The 20615-nt window shown below is 40.5% G+C and carries 21 protein-coding genes; 17 read left to right on the top strand and 4 right to left on the bottom strand.

Going from position 1 to position 20615, the window contains the following annotated elements; all coding sequences use genetic code 11:
* Positions 1-30: 30 nt before the first annotated feature.
* From VEI_RS08990 to VEI_RS08975, 4 genes are all read left to right on the top strand, one after another.
* A complete protein-coding gene (locus VEI_RS08990; protein ID WP_059364484.1) occupies positions 31-1161 on the top strand; it encodes a hypothetical protein in 1131 nt (376 codons plus the stop codon).
* 23 nt (positions 1162-1184) lie between these two features.
* Positions 1185-1562, top strand: coding sequence for a GerW family sporulation protein (locus tag VEI_RS08985; RefSeq protein ID WP_059364482.1), 378 nt, complete (start codon positions 1185-1187; stop codon positions 1560-1562).
* 206 nt (positions 1563-1768) lie between these two features.
* Positions 1769-2224: an OmpH family outer membrane protein gene (locus VEI_RS08980; protein WP_059364480.1), complete on the top strand. Its 456-nt coding sequence runs from the start codon at positions 1769-1771 to the stop codon at positions 2222-2224.
* 232 nt (positions 2225-2456) lie between these two features.
* On the top strand, positions 2457-3050 hold the full coding sequence (locus VEI_RS08975; protein WP_059364478.1) for a hypothetical protein: 594 nt from the start codon (positions 2457-2459) through the stop codon (positions 3048-3050).
* Between the two features lie 112 nt (positions 3051-3162).
* Here the strand turns inward: VEI_RS08975 and VEI_RS08970 are convergent, their stop codons facing one another.
* The 4 genes from VEI_RS08970 to VEI_RS08955 form a co-directional block, all read right to left on the bottom strand.
* Positions 3163-3519: an MmcQ/YjbR family DNA-binding protein gene (locus VEI_RS08970; protein ID WP_059364476.1), complete on the bottom strand. Its 357-nt coding sequence runs from the start codon at positions 3517-3519 to the stop codon at positions 3163-3165.
* Between the two features lie 276 nt (positions 3520-3795).
* Positions 3796-4083 carry a cupin domain-containing protein gene (locus VEI_RS08965; RefSeq protein ID WP_059364474.1) on the bottom strand — a complete coding sequence of 96 codons (288 nt, stop codon included), beginning with the start codon at positions 4081-4083 and terminating at the stop codon, positions 3796-3798.
* Between the two features lie 253 nt (positions 4084-4336).
* Complete coding sequence (locus tag VEI_RS08960; RefSeq protein ID WP_059364472.1) at positions 4337-5002, bottom strand: hypothetical protein; 666 nt, start codon at positions 5000-5002, stop codon at positions 4337-4339.
* Positions 5003-5112: 110 nt separating this feature from the next.
* Positions 5113-6069 carry a DUF1858 domain-containing protein gene (locus VEI_RS08955; protein ID WP_059364469.1) on the bottom strand — a complete coding sequence of 319 codons (957 nt, stop codon included), beginning with the start codon at positions 6067-6069 and terminating at the stop codon, positions 5113-5115.
* Between the two features lie 410 nt (positions 6070-6479).
* Here VEI_RS08955 and VEI_RS08950 point away from each other — a divergent pair, with 410 nt between their 5' ends.
* The 13 genes from VEI_RS08950 to VEI_RS08890 all read left to right on the top strand — a co-directional run bounded on the left by VEI_RS08950 (position 6480) and on the right by VEI_RS08890 (position 20486).
* The gene (locus VEI_RS08950; protein ID WP_059364466.1) at positions 6480-6686 is read left to right on the top strand and encodes a DUF1659 domain-containing protein; all 207 of its coding nucleotides are present in this window, start codon (positions 6480-6482) and stop codon (positions 6684-6686) included.
* A gap of 124 nt (positions 6687-6810) precedes the next feature.
* Positions 6811-7032, top strand: coding sequence for a DUF2922 domain-containing protein (locus VEI_RS08945; protein WP_059364463.1), 222 nt, complete (start codon positions 6811-6813; stop codon positions 7030-7032).
* Positions 7033-7183: 151 nt separating this feature from the next.
* Positions 7184-8419 carry a DNA/RNA nuclease SfsA gene (gene sfsA, locus VEI_RS08940; protein ID WP_059364460.1) on the top strand — a complete coding sequence of 412 codons (1236 nt, stop codon included), beginning with the start codon at positions 7184-7186 and terminating at the stop codon, positions 8417-8419.
* 73 nt (positions 8420-8492) lie between these two features.
* Positions 8493-9311: a hypothetical protein gene (locus VEI_RS08935; protein WP_059364458.1), complete on the top strand. Its 819-nt coding sequence runs from the start codon at positions 8493-8495 to the stop codon at positions 9309-9311.
* 279 nt (positions 9312-9590) lie between these two features.
* Complete coding sequence (locus VEI_RS10570) at positions 9591-9716, top strand: hypothetical protein (protein WP_256359137.1); 126 nt, start codon at positions 9591-9593, stop codon at positions 9714-9716.
* 64 nt (positions 9717-9780) lie between these two features.
* Positions 9781-10059, top strand: a complete 279-nt coding sequence (locus VEI_RS08925) for a hypothetical protein (RefSeq protein ID WP_059364456.1) — start codon at positions 9781-9783, stop codon at positions 10057-10059.
* A 185-nt stretch (positions 10060-10244) separates the two neighbouring features.
* A complete protein-coding gene (gene gyrA / locus VEI_RS08920; protein WP_059364452.1) occupies positions 10245-12710 on the top strand; it encodes a DNA gyrase subunit A in 2466 nt (821 codons plus the stop codon).
* A 164-nt stretch (positions 12711-12874) separates the two neighbouring features.
* Entirely contained in the window at positions 12875-13246 is a 372-nt protein-coding gene (locus VEI_RS08915; protein WP_059364447.1) for a hypothetical protein, read from the top strand.
* 566 nt (positions 13247-13812) lie between these two features.
* Positions 13813-14889 carry a Fic family protein gene (locus tag VEI_RS08910; protein ID WP_059364515.1) on the top strand — a complete coding sequence of 359 codons (1077 nt, stop codon included), beginning with the start codon at positions 13813-13815 and terminating at the stop codon, positions 14887-14889.
* A gap of 46 nt (positions 14890-14935) precedes the next feature.
* Positions 14936-15319: a hypothetical protein gene (locus VEI_RS08905; RefSeq protein WP_059364442.1), complete on the top strand. Its 384-nt coding sequence runs from the start codon at positions 14936-14938 to the stop codon at positions 15317-15319.
* A gap of 412 nt (positions 15320-15731) precedes the next feature.
* On the top strand, positions 15732-17153 hold the full coding sequence (locus VEI_RS08900) for an ATP-binding protein (protein ID WP_059364440.1): 1422 nt from the start codon (positions 15732-15734) through the stop codon (positions 17151-17153).
* Between the two features lie 143 nt (positions 17154-17296).
* Positions 17297-18727 (top strand): [FeFe] hydrogenase, group A, encoded by a 1431-nt coding sequence (locus VEI_RS08895; RefSeq protein WP_059364438.1) that lies wholly within the window; start codon positions 17297-17299, stop codon positions 18725-18727.
* Between the two features lie 280 nt (positions 18728-19007).
* The gene (locus VEI_RS08890; RefSeq protein ID WP_059364435.1) at positions 19008-20486 is read left to right on the top strand and encodes a PD-(D/E)XK nuclease family protein; all 1479 of its coding nucleotides are present in this window, start codon (positions 19008-19010) and stop codon (positions 20484-20486) included.
* Positions 20487-20615: the final 129 nt, after the last annotated feature.

The following is a 20615-nucleotide window of genomic DNA, read 5'->3' as shown; positions in this document are numbered from 1 at the left end:
AAAATCCCATAACCTAAGGAGGTGATGTGGTTGAGTATAGTCGCTATAGTGGCACTCGTCGTAGTGCTTCTCATCGTAGCGCTGATCATGATTATCCTACTAACGCCAATCACATATAGTATCGAATGGAACGGCAGGACGCCGTACCGCGCAGAATTATCTGTTAAATGGCTGTGGCGCGTGTTGTCACTGCATCTCGCATATTTTCAGGGCAAACCATTTTTTAAACAACTGTATGTATTAGGCATGCAGAAAATAGGCCCTGTGAAAGAATACGACGATTGGATTGCACAACGGGTTAATGACGAATATCAAAAGGTGATGGACGAAATTGACAAAGATCCGATGACGGCCCAAGCGGAAGCGATGATGAAAGCCATGCAAGGTGGTGGTCAAGGCGGTACGGAACCGACTGAGCCTACAACCGTTGGCACTTCTGGTGAAAGCCTAGATTCTGTTCGCAGTGCAGGACAAGCGTCGGCTTCACAAGAGAAGCAGGTTCGCATTGAACGCGTAGATGAGTCCACCGATGAAAATAAAGGTGCTGAAGCACGAGCTGCACAATATGATGCAATTCGTGATAATCCGACGATGAAACCTGATGATGAAGTGGTGGAAAAGGTCACTTTCAATAGTGATGGCACTGTAAAAGAGAAGGTGTTTACGAAGATTGATGGTTTAAAAGATAGCGTGAAAGCTCGCTTTCAAAAGCCAGATCCAAATGATCCGGTGGCTAGTTTTAAATCTCAAATTCCAACCTTTTGGTTTATGAAACATGTGACGAATACTGAATTGTGGCGTCAATTACTACTTGTTTCTAAGCGGTGTTATGACCATTCTAAACCGCGAGATATCGCCGTAGAAGGGCGAATCGGCATCGGTGATCCATTTAAGGGTGGCATGCTTGCTTCGATGTTGTACAGTATCTGGCCTGAACAGGCTGAGAATATTGAAATTGATTATTTGAATTGGCATTTAGAAGGCAGCGGCCATATTAAAGGGCGTATAATCCTAGGTGTATTGGCTTGGCATGGAACGCGGTTTGTACTTTCACAACCGATGCGTGCACTCATTGTAGAAGCCATTAAAGTATTTAGGGTTAAGCGCAAAGAAAATAAAGAATTAGAACGATTGAAAGCGGAACAAGCCGCTAACGCATAGTTGTCATCAGTGGAGGTACTACGATGGAGAACAGTAATGTAAAAGAAAATTTGGAAGTCCTTTTTGAGAAGTTCAAAAATATGATTAAAGTGGAAACTGTTGTTGGTGAAGCTGTACAAATCGGCGATACTACATTGGTTCCATTCGTTGACGTAACATTTGGTTTCGGTACTGGTACAAATCATAATACTGCTGACAAAAACCACGAATGTGGCGGCGGTGGCGGCGGTGCCAAAATGGAACCAAGCGCAGTGCTCGTGATCAAAGGCGACCGCATCGAATTATTCAATATTAAAGGCAATCCTTATAGCAGCAGCTTTGATCGCCTTATCGGCTTGGTGCCTGACCTCGTGTCTAAATTGAAATCCGATAAATATATCTATCTTAATGACGAACAATAATAGATAATAAAATATTGATAAGGGTTCATGATGAATTCATGGGCCCTTATTATTATTTAATAGTATACAATTGAAATATTAGATGCTATAAATAATCTCTAATTTTCATAGGTTTTTTACTTGTGAAAGCAGGGGAGATTTGATATAGTAAAAATAGTGCATTACACGTTTGTGTAGTGAAACTTTACTATTGAGGAGGATCTCAGATGAAATTGACTAAAAAATTGACAACATTAGCTATCGTAGGTGCTATCTCCGCTACCACTGCTGTGGCAAGCGCTGCTAACATTGGTTTGGTACAAATGAGTCAAGTTGTAAATAGCTATCCTGGTTACGGTGCACTTGATATGAAAATGCAACAAGTAGATGCACAGTACCGTCCACAAATCGAAAAGAAAATGCAAGAAATTGATAAAATTAAAGATCAAGCTCAAGCAGAAGCAGAATTCAATAAATCCGTAGCTCCATTGTTACAAAAAGAAAATGATGAAGTAAACAAAATTGCTCAACCTATGATGCAAAGCATTCATAACGCTATCGAAGCAGTTCGCGTTGAAAAGAAAATGGACGTTGTATTAGACGATCCTTACACAATTCGTGCAGCTGATGCAAATAGCAGCGTTGAAAACATTACAGACGAAGTAATTAAACGTCTAAAATAATAATATCTATCCTTTGAGGTAGAATCCAACAGCCCCCTCTCGAAAAGCTGACACGCTACTGCGCTTACGCGGAGCCCGAAGTCGTTTTTCGAGAGGGGGCTGTTTTCCTCTATCAGAGATAGATATTATTTTTTAGATTAAGGAGCAGGAAAAAGGTGTTCTTTATTTGTTTTGCCGGTAGTGATATGGTATGATTTTGGTGTTGTCGAGAAAGGATGAGGAGGTTTTATAGATGTCTCTTATGCAGTTATGTTGGGATTTAATATGGAGTCCTAGATCAAAGGGGATTCCCTATGTTGTTGAGAATGGCACATTTAATCAAGGTTTAAAGTTGATGTTAAGCTTGTTTGGTATTATGCTTGGCATTTCCTTTGTAGAAAATATAGCCGTGTTTTTGTTAACACCGGTATCCTTAGCTTATGTAATCGGAGTATTATTTGGCTATATATTGATGTGGGCGTTTTTTAAAGGCTTTTGGCTTGTATTAGCATATTTATATGTAAAAAATGTTTCTAATCGTGAGCTTACGTTTAAACAAACTTTTACAGCTGTTTCGTATGCAGTAGCCTTTGATTTTCCATTGGCCATATTAGGGTTAGTAAATTCTCTCTTAATGATAGCTTTAAATCTCATGCACTTTGGATATGTGGCTTATTTGCTTGAAAATTTTATTGGTATCGCTCTTTTGGTCATTGCTTTGTATTATATGCTTTGCTCGCTTGGTCTATATCGTAAAATGCTAGGTACTTCGTCGGCCCATATTATTTTTATTGGTATAGTGTATATTGCTATCTTATTAGTAACTGCTATAGCTTTACGCGCCTAAGTGAAAGCTATTTCATTCATTATAAAATCTAATAGTAATCTAACTGAAAGCACATAAAAACGAGCGTAAATTTTTACGCTCGTTTTTGTATATAATTTAGTTGTAATAAGTATTATTTTGTTAACCGATGACTCATATCCAGGAGCATTTTTATTCTTTCAGTAGGAACAGAGCCGTCCAAAGAAATGGTTAACCAATTGGATTTATCCATGTGATATGCTGCATAAATGCCTGGTTCCTTGCGAAAGGAACCAATCATGGTAGGATCACATTTGATGTTTAGTACATCAATAGGTTTGATCTTGGTAGAGCCTAATTTATCCGTTGTAATATTCATGACTAATGCGAACCATTTACGATTATCTTGATGGCGGAATACCTTGTAATGTGGAAATTGCGTCCATGGTGTATTGGTAGTGGTGTCATCAAATTGCTTATAAATATACATTTCTACATCTTCGCGTGTCATAAAATCCCTCTTTCTCTTAATAATTTTAGTATATCTCTTTATAGATGTAACCGCAAGGATTAGCAAAATATTCTATAGAAATATATTATGAGAATGTATTGAGATAGCAATAAGGTCATCAATTATAATTAATACATACTATCAAAAAAAGCACCTATGAGCTGTAAGCTTTCTTACATTTAGTTTGTAAGATTACTATTCAGCATAGGTGCTCTTTTAATGATTGTATATAGTATTAAATGTATTTGAGAGGAGGGTTAATTAATACATATAATCTTATTCAGGTTTATGAACGAGGTTTACGATGAACTCACTATCTTCAACGAGTGTTGCTTGAATGTAGTTATCGCCATTGAATTCAAGCACTTCACCTGGTACGAGTACATGTTCTTCTGTTTCGTTTAGGAACACTTGAACCTTACCTTTTACAACAGTGAAGATTACATTCGCTTCAGGGTGATTGTGTTTTTCTACCTTTTCACCAGCTTGGCCACCTTTTTTTACGATTACGTAGTTAGGACCTTGGAATAATAAACCTAATTCTTGTTTTACTGTGCCTGCCATAATGCTGCACCTCCTATATAAAATACTTCTGTCAGTAAGAATTTAACTTATGGTCTTATTATAAATGATATTTTTTATCAATGCTGTGCCTATGGCTACAGTTTTGAAAGAAATTTCAAATTAGTATAGGCCTGTAGTAATTCATAGGATACACTTATCGGAACGGACAAAAAACGAGCGTAAAAACGAACGTAAAATTTTTCGTTCATTTTCGTCCGTTTATAGTTAGCTAAGAAAACGAAATCTTACGTATTTATTTTTTAGCGATTGTGTATAAGCGTGTGCCATTTTCTTCTGTGGTGATAAGCTCGAATTCAGGATCGATAGCTTTCACAAAGGCCTCAAACCATGTTTGGTATGCTAGTGCCATAAATTTAGGGTCAACGCCTGCTGTGCGCCAGTAGCCAGCTTGTAAGCGATGGTCGCCAACCCAAGTAAAGCGGTCAGCACTGTCCTCAACGATTTGGTCGCCGCCGTCGCAAGGCATGCCGTTTACATAGAAGTTTTGAAGGGCACTGTAAATAGCAGGTGCTGTGTGTTCTTCAAGGGAATCTTGAGCTACAACACCGCACGCTTGGCCTTGTACTGCAAAGGCATCAAGGATGGCTGTCACAACGTGGATAGCATTGTCATCAGCATTCGTGTCGAGCATATCTTTAATGAAAGCTGCTTCGCGAACGGATGCTATATTGATTTGGTTAGCAAGCCAGCCGTGAATATTGTTGTGGTCGATGATATTTTCTAAAGGAATGCTTGGGTTGATTGGTTCCCCATACGTATCTACGGAGATGGAGTGCAATTCTTCAGCAAGATCGTCTACCACCTTAGTTGTTTTTTCAAGGATTAAATTTTCACGCTCAACGAGCAATTGAATTTTACGGTATAACCAGTAATGAATGTGACCTAAAAATGCGGACATAGTAAGCTCCTTTATAAATCGTCTTTATGATAATGGGGAAGGACCTATGTGTCTACATAGGTCCGAATATACTCGAATATATAAATATATAAGTTAAGTATAGGTTATAATTATGCGCCTTTGCGGGCAGTTTCTAATTTATCTAGTAAATCGTATACATTAACGCCATGAATTTCAGCAGCTTGCCATAAAGGCTCCATCGTGGAGGATGGGCAACCGAGACAACCCATGCCGATGCTTTGTAGTACTGGTACTACAACAGGGTACGTATCTACGATATCACGGATGATTGTATCTGGTGTGATTGGTTGACCTGGTTCAAGGCGCGGTGCTTCTACCTCTGGATCATTGCCGTGACCTGGTAAATTAACAACCGGTTCCGCCGCTTTCGGTTCTGTAGGAGCCCCTTCAAGGTCGCCTAATACAGCTGCTTTGAAAGCCTCTAAACCGATGCGTTCAATGAATTCGCCCATTCTTTCAATTTGAGCGTTTGCTTTGTAATATTCGATGATGCGGTCTACCAAAGCGAGTGCTTCTTTTTCAGTCGCCACTTCGGCAATAAGGTCGCCAATGCGTGGGTGAGCACCGCCGCTACCGCCAGCGTATACGTTCCAGCCTTCAACCGTACCGATTACGCCAACGTCCTTCATGCGGCTTTCAGTACAAGAATTAGGACAGCCAGACACACCAATTTTCATCTTGCTAGGCATCTCTTGGGACAAATATTTGCGTTCCAATTGCATGCCAAGATGAACGCTGTCTTGCTTAGCCCTCTTACAGAACGTTGTGCCAGGGCAAATCTTGACGCTACGCACGCGGTTGGACACCATGTACGCTGGTTCCATGCCAAGCATTTCCCAAGCTGCGTCTACATCCTCAGCTTTCAAATTCGTAATCATAATGCGTTGGCTGCCTGTTAATTTTAGAACAGCGTTAAATTTGTTCGCCACATCAATATATTTTTGTAATTGATCTGGTTGAATAAAACCCGCTGGAATGCGTGGTGTAATAGCATAACGGCGTTGACCGTTTTTAATTCGTTGTAAATTTCCTGCAATTTGAGCCATTGTAATCCCCTCTAAATTGTAATGAACTACTTATATTCTATCATATATGTATACTGTGAAAATAATTGTGAAAGTCTCTAATACTAACATGTATTGTGTTATATTGAGTCTCTATCAACGATGAAACTATACTCATCGTTACTGTATGAATCTAGTATAATATATTTTTCTATAAAATAATGTGTCTCAAGCTACACAAATTAAAAATAATGATCCCGTTCATGTGGTGGGATATAAATAAAGCTTTATATGTATTGGTGTTTCACGTGAAACTACTTACAAAAGTACGGCCTAAAATCTTGATTTTGGGCCGTTTTTTCATGGGTAAAATTATTTTTCCTCTTTTTTCATCGAATTTGCTTGTCACGAGCCTCTTTTTGGAATGTATATAGGTGAAAGGAGGTGATCAGATGGCTGAACTCAAACGCACAAAGTTAGTGTTACGTTTTAATATCGGTACGGAAGAAAAACCGAAATATAAAGACGTCACTTTCACACGCGTAGCTGAAGAAGCTACTGATGATGCCGTTAAGATTGTCGGCACCGCATTGGCTGGTCTCTATGAGAACACCATTGCTGACGTGGTACGCGTCAACGAAGTATCCCTTGGTCATTAATCTCTGCTAAGTTAATTCTTAGTTTGTAATGGCTGCGTGAGGGTTTATAGTAATCCAAACCCTATGAACCTATCGCGATTTCATTCCCATCCCTATGTATATGAATTAGAAAGGAGTGCCCAATATGGCTGATAAACGTGTGGTATATCTTAAATTTGCTACGGTCAATGGTAAAAGCGCATCAATCACAATTAGTGGACCTCGCACTGGCCTTACTTTGGAACAAGCTAAAACGGCAGCTAATGCGCTAGTAGCTAATAAGGTAATCTTAGGCTCTGGCGATGCTCCATTGGCTAGCTTTACATCTGCCAGTGAAGTCACTACGCAAAGTAAAGATTTGCAATAAAACAACATATCGCAGTTATGCGACGAATATCTTATCCCTGTTCATATGACAGCATCGGAACCTGTTATATGATCCTCCCAGCGGGCCGCTCTTCGGAGTGGCCCGTTTTGTTGTATAATAGACATAGAATATTCTGAACGCAGGAGGAGCTATGAAGGTTCTATACGATACAATTTTGAAAGCCACTTATACAGGGCGTCCCAATCGCTTTGTGGTGACCTTGGAACTTAATGGTGAAAGCGTACTCGCTCATTTACCGAACCCTGGTCGCATGTGGGAGCTATTATTCACTGGTGTAACGATGTACATTGTGCCTCATGATAAGCCTGATGCGAAGACGAAATACCGCGTCGTAGGCATTGAACGTGATGGCGTTGTTATCATGCTCGATACGAACTATAGTAATGATGTAGCAGAGCATTTGATTGAAAACAAACTCATTCCAGGATGGGAGGAATGGCGCGTAGTTCGACGAGAATACACGGTCAAACTACATGGCACATCATCTCGTTTTGATTTACTCCTCACCAATGATAAGGGCGATGAGTTCTTATTAGAGGTTAAGTCTTGTACACTATTCTCCAAGACCGGTGCCATGTTCCCCGATGCCATTACAGAACGTGGGCGTAAGCATCTATTACACTTGCGGGAACTTCAAAACGAAGGCTACCACACAGGTGTACTATTCCTTGTACAATGGGACCAAGCCAAATGGTTCTTGCCAGATTATCATACGGATTTAGAATTTGCCACGACCTTTAAAGAAGTGGCCCCATTCCTCGACTGGAAAGCTGTTGCTGTAGCGTGGGATGAGACTTTCACAATGCCTACCGTGACACGCGAATGTACCTATCCGAGCTATGTTCTCGACAGCGAAGCGCACGATAGCGGCGTATACATCATGGTGATGCACCTTGACCATGAACTAGATCTCGAAATCGGATCTAAGGGCATGATGCATTTTAATGTAGGTTATTACATGTATGTCGGCTCCGCCAAGGCAAACCTTACGAAACGTATTGAGCGCCATAAACGAAAACGTAAGAAAATGCATTGGCACCTCGATTACTTCCGCGGCCATTGCGAAATGATTGCCGGCGTGCCCATTCGTACGAGCGGACTACCCCTTGAAAGCTGGAGCCTTACTCACGAACCATATCCATCCATGCCAAGCATGCCAGATCCGGATATAGAAGTGAGTGTCGAATGTGCTTTGGCTGATGCGGTGGGTGCTATTGCTGAGTGGGAGGTGCCAAAATTCGGCTCCTCAGACTGCTATTGCACGAGCCACCTATTTGGGATGATGGAAAATCCGATACATAATAAGGCCTTTATGGATGTGATAGAAGATTTTCGCATGAATCAACTAGATGTGATGATTGAGTGATTGTTGTTTATATCGGTATAGTTGATAGGACTATTTGCTACAAATGAGATGAACGGAGAGAGGAGAGTTTTGTATGTCTTTATTTGTTAAGTCCGTGTTGTTGATTATAGTATGTGTGTGTAGTGTTGTACTAGGTGGTTGTACTTCTTCTCGATTGACGCTGTTTGATGGAGATCCTTATACGGCAGATGATATAAAATCAATGGTAGAAGAACACTTCGAGGCGTATCATCCTCGTCTTGTATTGCAGTCCTCTAAGGTTATTACGACAAAGCCTTATAAACGCAATGAGTATACTTTTTTCGATGAAAATAATGGCTTTGTCTTTTCTGCGCGTGCTTCTGTGGAGGTACCTCAGTTGCCTATTCCTGGTGGACAACGGGTTACAACAGCTAATATGAGATATGCAGAGGCGTATTTAAATCATATGAACGGAAACATAGCTGGCCTTGCTGCAACGTATGGCTTTCACATAGCCACTCCTGAGGAGAGCGAAACATTATTTAAATCTCAGATCATGCGACAAGAGGGTACAAGCACAGTACCTTTGTTTGAGGCGGATGATATGATATTTCTTAATCAAACATCAACGGGCGCTAACGCACTGGCTCTGTTACGTCAGATGTATGATCTATATAAACCTAATGGGGATGGCGTACTCGTAAGTAGTGTGCATGGTCGTAAGATTGGTTTTTACTATTTGCCAAATGGTGAAACGGATAAGCGTAAAGCCCTGTATATAGAAAAGTTTAGAATCGGGGGCGATAAAGAAGAATGGCGTGATACCTTGATGAGTGGCATTGGTTACTCAGATGAAAATGCAGAGCACATTGAACGAAAGTTAGTTGCTCTTATTGATAGGAAAATACAACAGGCTGTGAGCGGCGAGTAGCTCGGGGAGAGGTGTATCTATGAAGCTATTTATTAGATGTTATTATTAGTTGTTGTATGTATTTATACATTTTTATTGAGCGGTTGTTCTTTTGTGTGGACTACGGAAAACGGTAATCCTGCCACGCCAGAGGATATTAAGGCTAGTGTGAAAAGGAGTTCAGCGTTGTTCATCCTCGTCTAGTTCTTCAATCAGAGGTGGTTGAGAAGGAGAAACTACTATTTGCCAAAAGAGGAAGAGAACAAAACGAAAGCCCAGTATTTGATAGGTTTTAGGTATATGGCAAGGAATGACTGGAAAGAAACAATGCTAACAGGCATTGGTAGTACAGGTAATGATACTTCAGGTGTGGAACGAGATTTTGTTAAGGTCTTGGACCATATGATATACCATGCAGCTCATTAAATAAGAAGCAGGAATAGCTTATAAGTATGAAACAAAATGAGATATAAATATAGAGGGGGATTATATGACATCTTTAGAAAATGCGATTACAGGAAATGTTATTGTATATCAAGCAGAGAATGAATCTGTTTCTACGAATGTACTATTCAAAGATGAAACGTTTTGGATGACACAAAAAGATATGGCAAAACTATTTGATGTTAATATACCTGCTATTAGTAAGCATCTGAAGAATATATTTGAAAGTGGAGAACTAGATCTGTTAGCAGTTATTTCCAAAATGGAAACAACTGCTGATATCATCCATAGTCATGCAGATGCTACAAAGGACTTATTTCTATGACACAAGCACAGAAGAAAGCTGTTAGTGAATATAAAACGTTTAATACACAACAGAAAGTAATTTCTGATTTTGATAAGTTTGTGAAAGAACATAGTTAATAATAAAGGGTTTATAGCGTTTATCCCTTAAAAATGCTATAATATTATGATGTATTATAATCAGTGTTAGTAAAATGAGGTGAGATTGTGGCAGACCAACAATGGTCCCACGGGAATATTCATCCCGTTCAGATTGATAAAGAAATGAAGAACGCCTATATCGATTATGCGATGTCCGTAATCGTAATGCGTGCTCTTCCAGATGTGCGCGATGGCTTGAAACCAGTACATCGTCGTATTTTGTACGCGATGCACGAAACAGGCATGACGCCAAATAAACCGTACAAGAAATCCGCTCGTATCGTCGGTGACGTACTCGGTAAATATCATCCACATGGTGATAGCTCCGTTTACGACGCTACTGTACGTTTAGCGCAAGATTTTAATACGCGCTACCTCTTGGTAGACGGCCACGGTAACTTTGGTTCCATCGACGGCGATAGTGCTGCTGCGATGCGTTATACCGAAGTACGTATGGCGAAAATTACGCAAGAAATGCTCGCTGATATCGACAAGGAAACTGTTGATTTCATGCCGAACTATGATGAAAGCTTACAAGAACCAACAGTATTGCCAGCGAAGATACCAAATCTTCTCATCAATGGTTCCAGCGGTATCGCCGTAGGGATGGCGACAAATATTCCACCGCACAACCTTAACGAGGTATGTAATGGCCTTACCATGCTCATCGATAATCCAGATGTAACTGTGGACGAATTGATGACGCAAATCAAAGGCCCGGACTTCCCGACTGGGGCGCTCATTTTGGGCCGGGAAGGCATTAAAAAAGCGTACTCCACAGGTCGTGGCAGCGTAAAAATGCGCGCTCGTGCAACCATTGAAGAAATGGCGAAGGGTAAGCATAAAATCGTAGTGACTGAGATTCCATACCAAGTTAACAAGGCTCGCGTTATCGAAACGATTGCAAATTTGAGCCGTGATAAGGTCATCGATGGCATCACAGCACTTCGCGACGAATCTGACCGTCAAGGTATGCGCATCGTTATCGAATTGCGCGCTGACGTGCAACCAGATATCGTTCTTAACAAATTATATAAACATACTCAATTACAAGAATCTTTTGGCGTGATTATGTTGGCCCTCGTAGACGGTCATCCTCGCGTATTGAATTTGAAAGAAGTATTGGGTTACTACTTAGATCATCGTCTTAATGTAATCGTACGTCGTACTCAATTCGAGCTTAATAAAGCCGAAGCGCGTGCACACATTTTGGAAGGCTTGTTGATCGCCCTCGACCACATCGATGAAGTTATCGCTACAATCCGCAGTTCTCAAACTGACGAAATCGCACGTAACGCATTGATGCAAAAATTCGGGCTTTCAGAAAAACAAGCAGTAGCCATCCTCGACATGCGTCTACGCCGTTTAACAGGCTTGGAACGCGAGAAAATCGAAGACGAATACAAGGAATTGTTGGCATTGATTGAAGATTTGAAAGCTATCTTGGCTAGCGAAGCGCGTCAACGTCAAATCATCAAAGACGAACTGGAAGATATGAAGAAGAAATACGGCGACCCTCGTCGCAGTGAAATCACAATCGATACGTCCGACCTTGATGTAGAGGACCTCATCGCTGACGAAGAGATGGTTATTACCTTGACTAAACAAGGTTACATCAAACGGATGAACGCGAACGTATATCGCAACCAACATAAAGGTGGCGCTGGCGTTATCGGCATGAAGACGAAGGAAGACGACTACGTAACGCAAATTATGCATGTTCGCACGCATAATACATTGCTATTCTTCACGTCAACAGGTCGTACATATCGCCTCAAAGCATACGAAGTGCCAGAAGCAGGTTCCCGTAACTCTCGTGGTACCGCTATGGTCAACGTATTGCCACTGGCTGTGGGCGAATCCGTTACAACGATGATTGACCTTGAACGCATTCATGAAAATGTAAACTTATTCATGGTTACTGAATTCGGTGTTGTAAAACGCACAGCTATCGAAGAATACCGCAATATCCGTCGTTCTGGCCTCAACGCCATTAACCTCGACGAAGGGGACCGCTTGATTTCTGTAACCGTAACGACTGGCAAGCAAGATATCTTGATTGGCACGAAACTTGGCATGGCGATTCGTTGCAACGAACAAGACGTTCGTCTCATGAAACGTGCGGCTCATGGCGTTCGTGGCATCAAGTTGAAAACTGGCGACGTTGTAGTTGGTGCAGGTGTTCTCGAGGCTGATGAAAGTGAAGTACAAGTGTTTACTATCTCCGAAGAAGGTTATGGTAAACGTAATGATGCATCTGCATATAATGTACAAAAACGCGGCGGTATCGGTACGAAAAACTTCCGCATCAACGACAAAACAGGCGACGTAGTGGCTGTTGAGGTTGTGCGCAACGATGACGAAGTGATGCTCATTTCCGAACAAGGCAAAATTATTCGTTTTAACATGAATGATATTGCTGTGAAAAAAGGCAAAGCAATTTCTGGCGTTAAAACGCAAAATCTTGACGAAGGTGATAAGGTCGCAAGCGTTGCTGTGATTCCTGCATCTGAAATCGACGACGACGAATAATAGAGCGTATAACGTAAAGAACATATATTGTATCTAACATAGATATGCACAAATGGCGATCACCTATGTGGTCGCCACTCGTGTTTACATGGTAAGGTATAAATTACAGTAATAATGTGAACATATAGTGTTGGGCAGTTTACAGGACTGCATAGGAGAGTATAATGAAAAAATGGTTAGCTGCTGTGATGGCAGCAGGATGTATATTGGCAGGTGGCTTTGGCGTGGCCCATGCAGCTGATTGGTACTATATTGACGCTGATGCGGACGATTCTACATGGTTTATCGACAACTCTACGGTGTATAAAACAGATGGTATGGCTCGTATCAATGTGAAAGTAAACAACGTTGAAGGGTATACCTATATTTATTCCGTTGAAATCAATCGTCCCGAAAAGACATGGACAGAAGTGAAAGCAACCGTGTATAGCCAATCTGGAGTGGCTTTGTTAACCAATAATGAAAAACAAAAACCTATGAAAATTGAAAAAGAAACCATAGGTGAAGAAGTAATGCAGGCTCTTTGGGGAAAATAATTTAATATAGATGTTTTGAAACCTCGCTCTGAATATTAGCATTCTGGTGTGGTATGTAGAAATGGATGGTGTCTAAAAATCCTCCACCGGCCGGGTCTGACTTCGGCCTACGGCCTTCGCAGGGCCAAAGTCGGTTTTTAGACACCATCCATTTCCCAGCCTACCCTAGCAACATATTCAGAGCGAGGTTTCTTTTATTCTACATTAGTATTATTTTCTACAAAGGGCCGAGGGCAGAGAGTAGGTAAAGTCGTTTTTTTGAACCTATCAATCCCTTTTCATAATCTATCATTTATATAAATTCAGAGAATTGAGTTCTTTTTATCTAAAAAATTATTTTCCTCAAAGGGCCGAGGGTAGAGAGTAGGTAAAGTCGTTTTTTCGAACCTATCAATCTCTTTTCATAATCTATCATTTATACAAATTCAGAGAATTGAGTTCTTTTTATCAAAAAATTTATTTTCCTCAAAGGGCTGGAGAGGGGAGAAAAAAGACTCCTTAATATATCCCCTATATTATGTTAAAATTAGGGGAGAATAATGTGGATAGGGGAAAGGTGGTGTGGTATGCGCAGTTTTGATTATCATAGGTTAGGGGATTGTCTGTGGGGTGGTGAGGTTGTGTCGCTGCTTTCACAGATTCATGAGTATAAGGGGCGGCAGGATTTGTTTGTGTCGCAGCGGCCTAGTAGTGTGGCGCGGTTGGTGGAGATTGCGAAGGTGCAGAGTGTGGAGTCGTCGAATCGGATTGAAGGGATTGTGACGACGAAGGCTCGGATTCGTTCGTTGGTGGCGGATAAGGTGATGCCTCGTAATCGTGATGAGGAAGAGATTATGGGGTATCGTGATGTGTTGAACACAATACATGAGAATCATGAGTATATTACGTTACATAGTAATATTGTATTGCAGTTGCATCGCGATTTGTATGCTTATTCACATAAGAGTATAGGTGGACAATATAAAAATGTACAGAACTCGATAATTGAACGGCTTGCAGATGGTTCTGAGGTGGAGCGCTTTAAGCCCTTGGCACCTTATGAAACGCCTGCTGCTATTGATGAGATTTGCCAAGGTGTTAATGCGGTTCTCCAAGATAAATCGGTAGATCCATTGCTGGTGATTCCTGTATTTATACACGATTTTCTGTGTATCCATCCTTTCAATGATGGGAATGGTCGTATGAGTCGCTTGCTGACGACGTTGCTTTTGTATCAAAATGGGTATATGATTGGTAAATTCATCAGCTTAGAGCAAAAAATTGAGCGTACCAAGGATAGTTACTATGCGGCGCTAGGTGAGTCGGGGATTGATTGGCATAGGGGTGAGGAAAATATAGTTCCTTTCGTAAAATATATGCTTCGCGTTATATTGGCAGCTTATCGTGATTTTGAAAGCCGTATTGAATTACTGACTACGTCGTTATGTGCAAAGGATCGTATAAAAATCATTATTAGTGCTACCATCGGTAAGGTTACAAAAGCAGGGATTCTTGAAAAGCAGCCAGATATTGCAGTATCTACTGTAGAAAAGGCTTTGAAAGAACTTGTTGAGGAAGGCTTTATAGAACGTCGTGGTGCAGGGCGAAGTACATTTTATATAAAAACATTGCAAAAAATAAACTTTCATACAAAATACATTTAATATATGGTATAATAAATTAAATTTGATTTTAAACGAGGTGAAATATATGAAAAAATTTTTTGCATCATGTTTAGCAGCTGCTGCGATTTGCGCATGCGGTTTAGGTTCTGCTAGTGCTGTTAACTGGCAAGTATTTGGCGAAGATAGCTCTGGTATCACTTGGTACATCGACCAAGACAGCGTTCAAAAGAACGACAAAACTGCAACTGTAGCAATCAAAGCGCAAGATTCTGAAGGTTACCACTTTGTTGCAACTGAAGAATTCAACCACAAAAAGAAAACTGTGAAAGACCAAAAGGTTGTATTGTATAACCCACAAGGTTACCCAGAACGTGAAGATAAAGTTGACGGCAAAGATCGTCCAGTTGTAGATGGTTCCCCATCCGAAGCAGTATTCAACTACTTGTGGCCAAAACAAGGTAAAAAATAAGATTCATCTTATAAATAAAAGCAGTCCGAAATGATATGTACCCTCTTTACTAGACAACCAGTAAAGGAGGGCTATATCAAAGGGCTGCTTTTTTTGTATATGTGAATTTGAGAGATAGGGCTATAAGAGTTTATAGGATAAAAAGCGGACTTATAGGACACAACGTGTGTGTAAAAACCCTTATAACACTAGATATTCACTAGTGTTATAAGGGTTTTATCTTCCAAGTTAATATAGTATAACACGATATAGTATATCATAATATACTATATCGTGTTATACTAAATATAATAATAAAAATATAATGATATGTAGGCATATAGACATACAGCTATACAGCTATACAGCTATACAGCTATACATACACATATAAAGATAGATATTATCTGATAGTAACATAAGGAGGTGCAATATGGTATTTGTAGGGCGTAAAAATGAATTAGCATCCCTTGAGGCGCAATATAATTCAAATCGTTTTGAGCTCGCGATTGTATATGGCCGACGTCGCGTGGGTAAGACGTATTTGCTCAATCATTTTTTAGCGGCCCATGAGGGTGCCTATATGGTGGGCCTTGAGTCGGGTGCTAGCAACAATTTAGAAGCACTTTCACAGGCTGTATATCGTGCAACAGGAATGGTTAAAACAGGGCAATTACAGTCGACTTTGCCGGCCTTTTCGACGATTTCTGCAGCTTTAACCCATTTATTTGAGTATAGTTTGAATCATCGAGTCGTATTTATTATCGATGAATATCCGTATTTGGCAGAATCTATTCCATCTGTTTCATCCGAGCTGCAGGCTTTGGTTGATGCGTATAAAGATCGGTCTCAGTTAATGCTCATTTTGTGCGGTTCGTCCATGAGCTTTATGGAGAATCAGGTGCTCGGTCACAAGAGTCCTCTCTATGGTCGTCGCACGGCGCAGTATAAAATTAAACCTTTCACGTATATCGAGGCCCATCAAATGGTGCCACACCTTTCCTACGAGGATAGTGCCATTGCCTTTGGTCTTACCGGTGGTGTGGCTGAATATTTATCATATTTTAGAGATGGTGATTCTCTTGATGAAAGCATTATCTCCTTGTTTTTCACACCAACAGGGCGCCTTGTGGATGAGCCATCTAGTCTATTAAAGCAGGAGCTTCGGGAGCCGCGTCAGTATAATGCCATACTTAGTGCCATCGCTAAAGGGGCTAGCCGTAATAATGAAATTGCCACTAAGGTAGATATGACGACGGGGGCTTTGAATAATTATCTAAAAAGCCTTATTGACTTACAGATTATTGAAAAAATACATCCTGTTGGATCTACATCCAATAAAAGTATTTATGCGATTAAAGACTCTATGTATACCTTTTGGTATCGCTTTGTAGAGCCGAATCAAGGCGCTATTGAAAACTTTAATGGCAATCTTGTATATACGCAATACGTTAAACCTATGCTTTCACATTTCATGGGACCTGTATTTGAAACGATGGCGGAGCAATATGTACAGGCTCGGATTCACTGTGGAACAGTTCCATTTTTACCACAAGAAATGGGGCATTGGTGGGGAACTGACAGCAGAACACGACAACAGGTAGAAATCGATTTAGTAGCCTTAGCAGATATACAAAAGGACCCTAATGCAGGGCCTGTGCGCCACTTGTTAGTGGGCGAGTGCAAATGGAAAAATAACCCTATCGGTTTAGATGTATTAGTATCCCTCAAGGACAAGGCTAGCGTATTGCATGGTGAACTATATTACTGGTTATTTAGCAAACGAGGGTTTGGATTCATAGAAGATAATGAACGGGTTGAGCTCATTGACTTACCAATGATGTATGAGCTATAAAATTTGTTGTATATAAAGGCTCGTATACTTTCAATTCCTACCAGCTCGGTACGTTGATGAACTACCCCCATATTTGTTATGCTTAAGGTATAGAAAAACTTACTTTCACATTAAGTATGATTATACAAAACGAGGAGGTCCTCATGTCCCAATTTGAATGTATCGATAAACGTGTGCCAATTGCACTCGACAATCCTGCCATTACTCATGACATCTCTAAATGTAAAAACTGTACGTTGTGCCGTCGTGCCTGCGCTGACGTGATGAGCGTGCTCGACTATTATGACCTCGAATCCACAGGCGATGTGCCAATGTGTATTCATTGCGGTCAATGTGCGGCTGCATGTCCATTCGATTCTATGCATGCTAGATCCGAGCTTGATAAGGTGAAAGCTGCCGTTGCGGATCCAAACAAAATCGTGGTTATCCAAACGGCGCCAGCTGTGCGTGTAGCTATCGGAGAAGGCTTTGGTTATGAGCCAGGCACATTCTTTGAAGGCAAAATGGTTAGCGCCCTTCGTAAACTTGGTGCGGACTACGTAGTAGATACGAACTTTGGTGCCGATTTGACTATTATGGAGGAAGCATCTGAGCTCGTGGAACGCCTTAAGAATGGCGGTACGATTCCTCAATTCACTAGTTGCTGCCCTGCATGGGTGCGCTTTGCGGAAATCTATTTCCCTGAATTGTTGCCAAATATTTCCTCTACTCGCTCCTGCATCGCCATGGAAGCTGCTATGATTAAGACGTATTTTGCTGAGAAAAAGGGCATTGACCCTCGCAATATCGTGTCCGTTTCTGTGAACCCTTGTACAGCTAAAAAGGCTGAAACTAAGCGGGAGGAACAAAATGCAGCGGCTCGTTATTACAATGATGAAAGCCTAGGCCTCGACACAGATATTTCTATTACAACGCGCGAATTTATCTACTGGCTCAACGATGAAAATGTTGACTTTGAAAGCCTTGAAGATTCTCAATTCGATGATTTAATCGGCATGGAAACTGGTGCGTCCATCATTTTCGGTAACACTGGTGGCGTTATGGAAGCGGCTATGCGTACGGCTTACAAGCTCGTTACTGATAAAGAACCACCTCCATATGCATTGACTCATTTAGAAGATGTTCGCGGCATGGATGGCGTAAAAGAAGCGACTGTACAACTTGGCGATGACCTAACATTATCCGTTGCTGTTGTACACGGCGGTAAAAATACCCGTGATTTCCTCAACGCATTGAAAGAAAATGGCAAACACTATGATTTTATCGAAGTGATGGCTTGCCCAGGCGGCTGCATTGGTGGCGGTGGTCAACCACGCACTAAATTACCACAAGCCGTAAAAACAAAAGAAGCTCGTATTGGCGGGCTTTATAAAGCTGATGAAGACTACAAATACGTGGCATCCTATGAAAACCCTGAAATTCAAGACCTTTACAAAAACTTCTTGGGTGAACCTCTAGGACACAAAGCACACGAACTACTTCATACACACTTTACAGACCGTAGTGCACAACTAGGTGACCGCAAAGACGTGGTGCCTGAAACATGCCCTACATCACCTAAATACAAAGGGTAATTGTAGATGCTCCCAGGGGATCCTAAAAAACTCCACCGGCCGGGTCTGTTTCTTCGAAACAGGGCCAAAGTCGTTTTTTAGGATTCCCTGGGAGCTTTCTCTATGTACGTTTGTGGGTTAGGTGATGTTAGGGCATAATTTTGCATTTATATGGTACGGAATTTACACGTTTGTGATTGTATACTTGTATTAAGGATGGTATTGTTATTATAAATTGATTGAGTTTTATGTACCGAGTTTGGTTAGGGTAGTTGTTTGTATTATATCGGGGATACGGACTATGATTGACGAACGGATTGTGGAGAATAATATTTTTAATTTTGCAACGAATGAGTTGGCGCAGGATGCTTTTATTTGTTGGTGTTTGAATTGGATTAATATGCCTGTTCGTGATGATAATGAAAGTGGGCGGCAGTTTGGGACTCAATTTTTATCTCGTTTGTTGAATGGGGTTTATGATGTATCTAAAGTTAATCGGATATATATTTTTAGGCAGTTGCTTAATATTGATGTACTTGTATTGGTTCCAGAATTACAGGCGGCTTTAATTATTGAAGACAAAATATCATCACAAGAGCATGGCAATCAGATTAATCGGTATAAATGCTTGCTTTCAAAAACATTTGAATCGAATCAATACAATGGATTGGATATATATCAACATCTTTCAGAGGATAAAAAAGAAAAACAGAAAAAACGTGATGCTACTGCTTGTTGGGGAGCTGTGAATAGCATTAGATGGGCGTTACGAGATGAACGGAAGGAATTGGATTTGTCAAAGTATATGATTCATACGGCTTATTTGAAGACGGATTGGTTCAATGATGATGATTGGAATACGGTTCGAGAACTGGAGAAGGATCCTAAAACTAATACGTATGTGGATGGGCCAGAGTTCTTATCTTTGTTACTGTCTTGTCATGAGTGGAATAATTCAATTTTAATGAGCTTTATGGATTATTTGAGCAGTAAAATTAAGACTACGATAGAGCATAGCTGTTTTTGGAAATACTATAAGGATGTAGACGAGCATATTCGTTTTTATATCCAAGATACTGCGATTGCCCAACGAAGATTTTTGCAGACTGTATTTAATCAGCCAAATCACGAAGTACCATTTATGACCGACTTGAAACAACACGTTGAGAATATTGACGATTCGTATGTATATGGTCGCATAGATGATGCGCCTAATACTCATACGATTCAGCATGGTAGCAGCTTTGGTACACCTTGGTCTTTGATGCATTTTTGGCCACGTTCTCTAGACCGAACTGTTGATGCCGATTATTGGGGCTTTCAAAATACAAGTGAGGATAATTTAACCGTTAAACCATATATGTTTTGGCGTATTGATAAAATTAAAGAAGGGCCAGTTTTGGCGTTACGCTACTATACGTGGTGGGAAAAGGGTGCCGGTGATAATGGTGAAAGCAATATCTGCTCATATAAAACTCGTGTGTATAACTATATTAAAGAGCGTATATTAACATCAAAGGATATTTCTGCTACTGTAAAGGATATCAATGAGTTATATAGAAGTGGAGCTGATAATGGAGATGTATGCTTTGAAGGTAATCTATATAAGCAATATGAAAATACGCTCTTGCAATTTAAATTATGTAAGATATTAATCGACTGGAATGATGCAGCTAAGCGGACAGAACTTATATCCTTAATACGTAAATTAAATGAAGAACTAACGAAGGCGATGGAAAAGGTGGAATGGGACCGTGTGCGTAAATGGGAATTGAAATAGAAGAAAGCTCTACTTTAGAAAATCTAAGGTAGAGCTTTTAATGTAGATTAAACTACAATAATTATACTTGAAGTTTTCATATCTTTATTGACTGGTAATAATATGCATAATATAATTTATTCATGAAAT

It is taken from the genome of Veillonella tobetsuensis (genome assembly GCF_001078375.1).
Taxonomy (GTDB): Bacteria; Bacillota; Negativicutes; order Veillonellales; family Veillonellaceae; genus Veillonella; species Veillonella tobetsuensis.
This window is presented reverse-complemented; position numbering and strand designations above follow the sequence as displayed.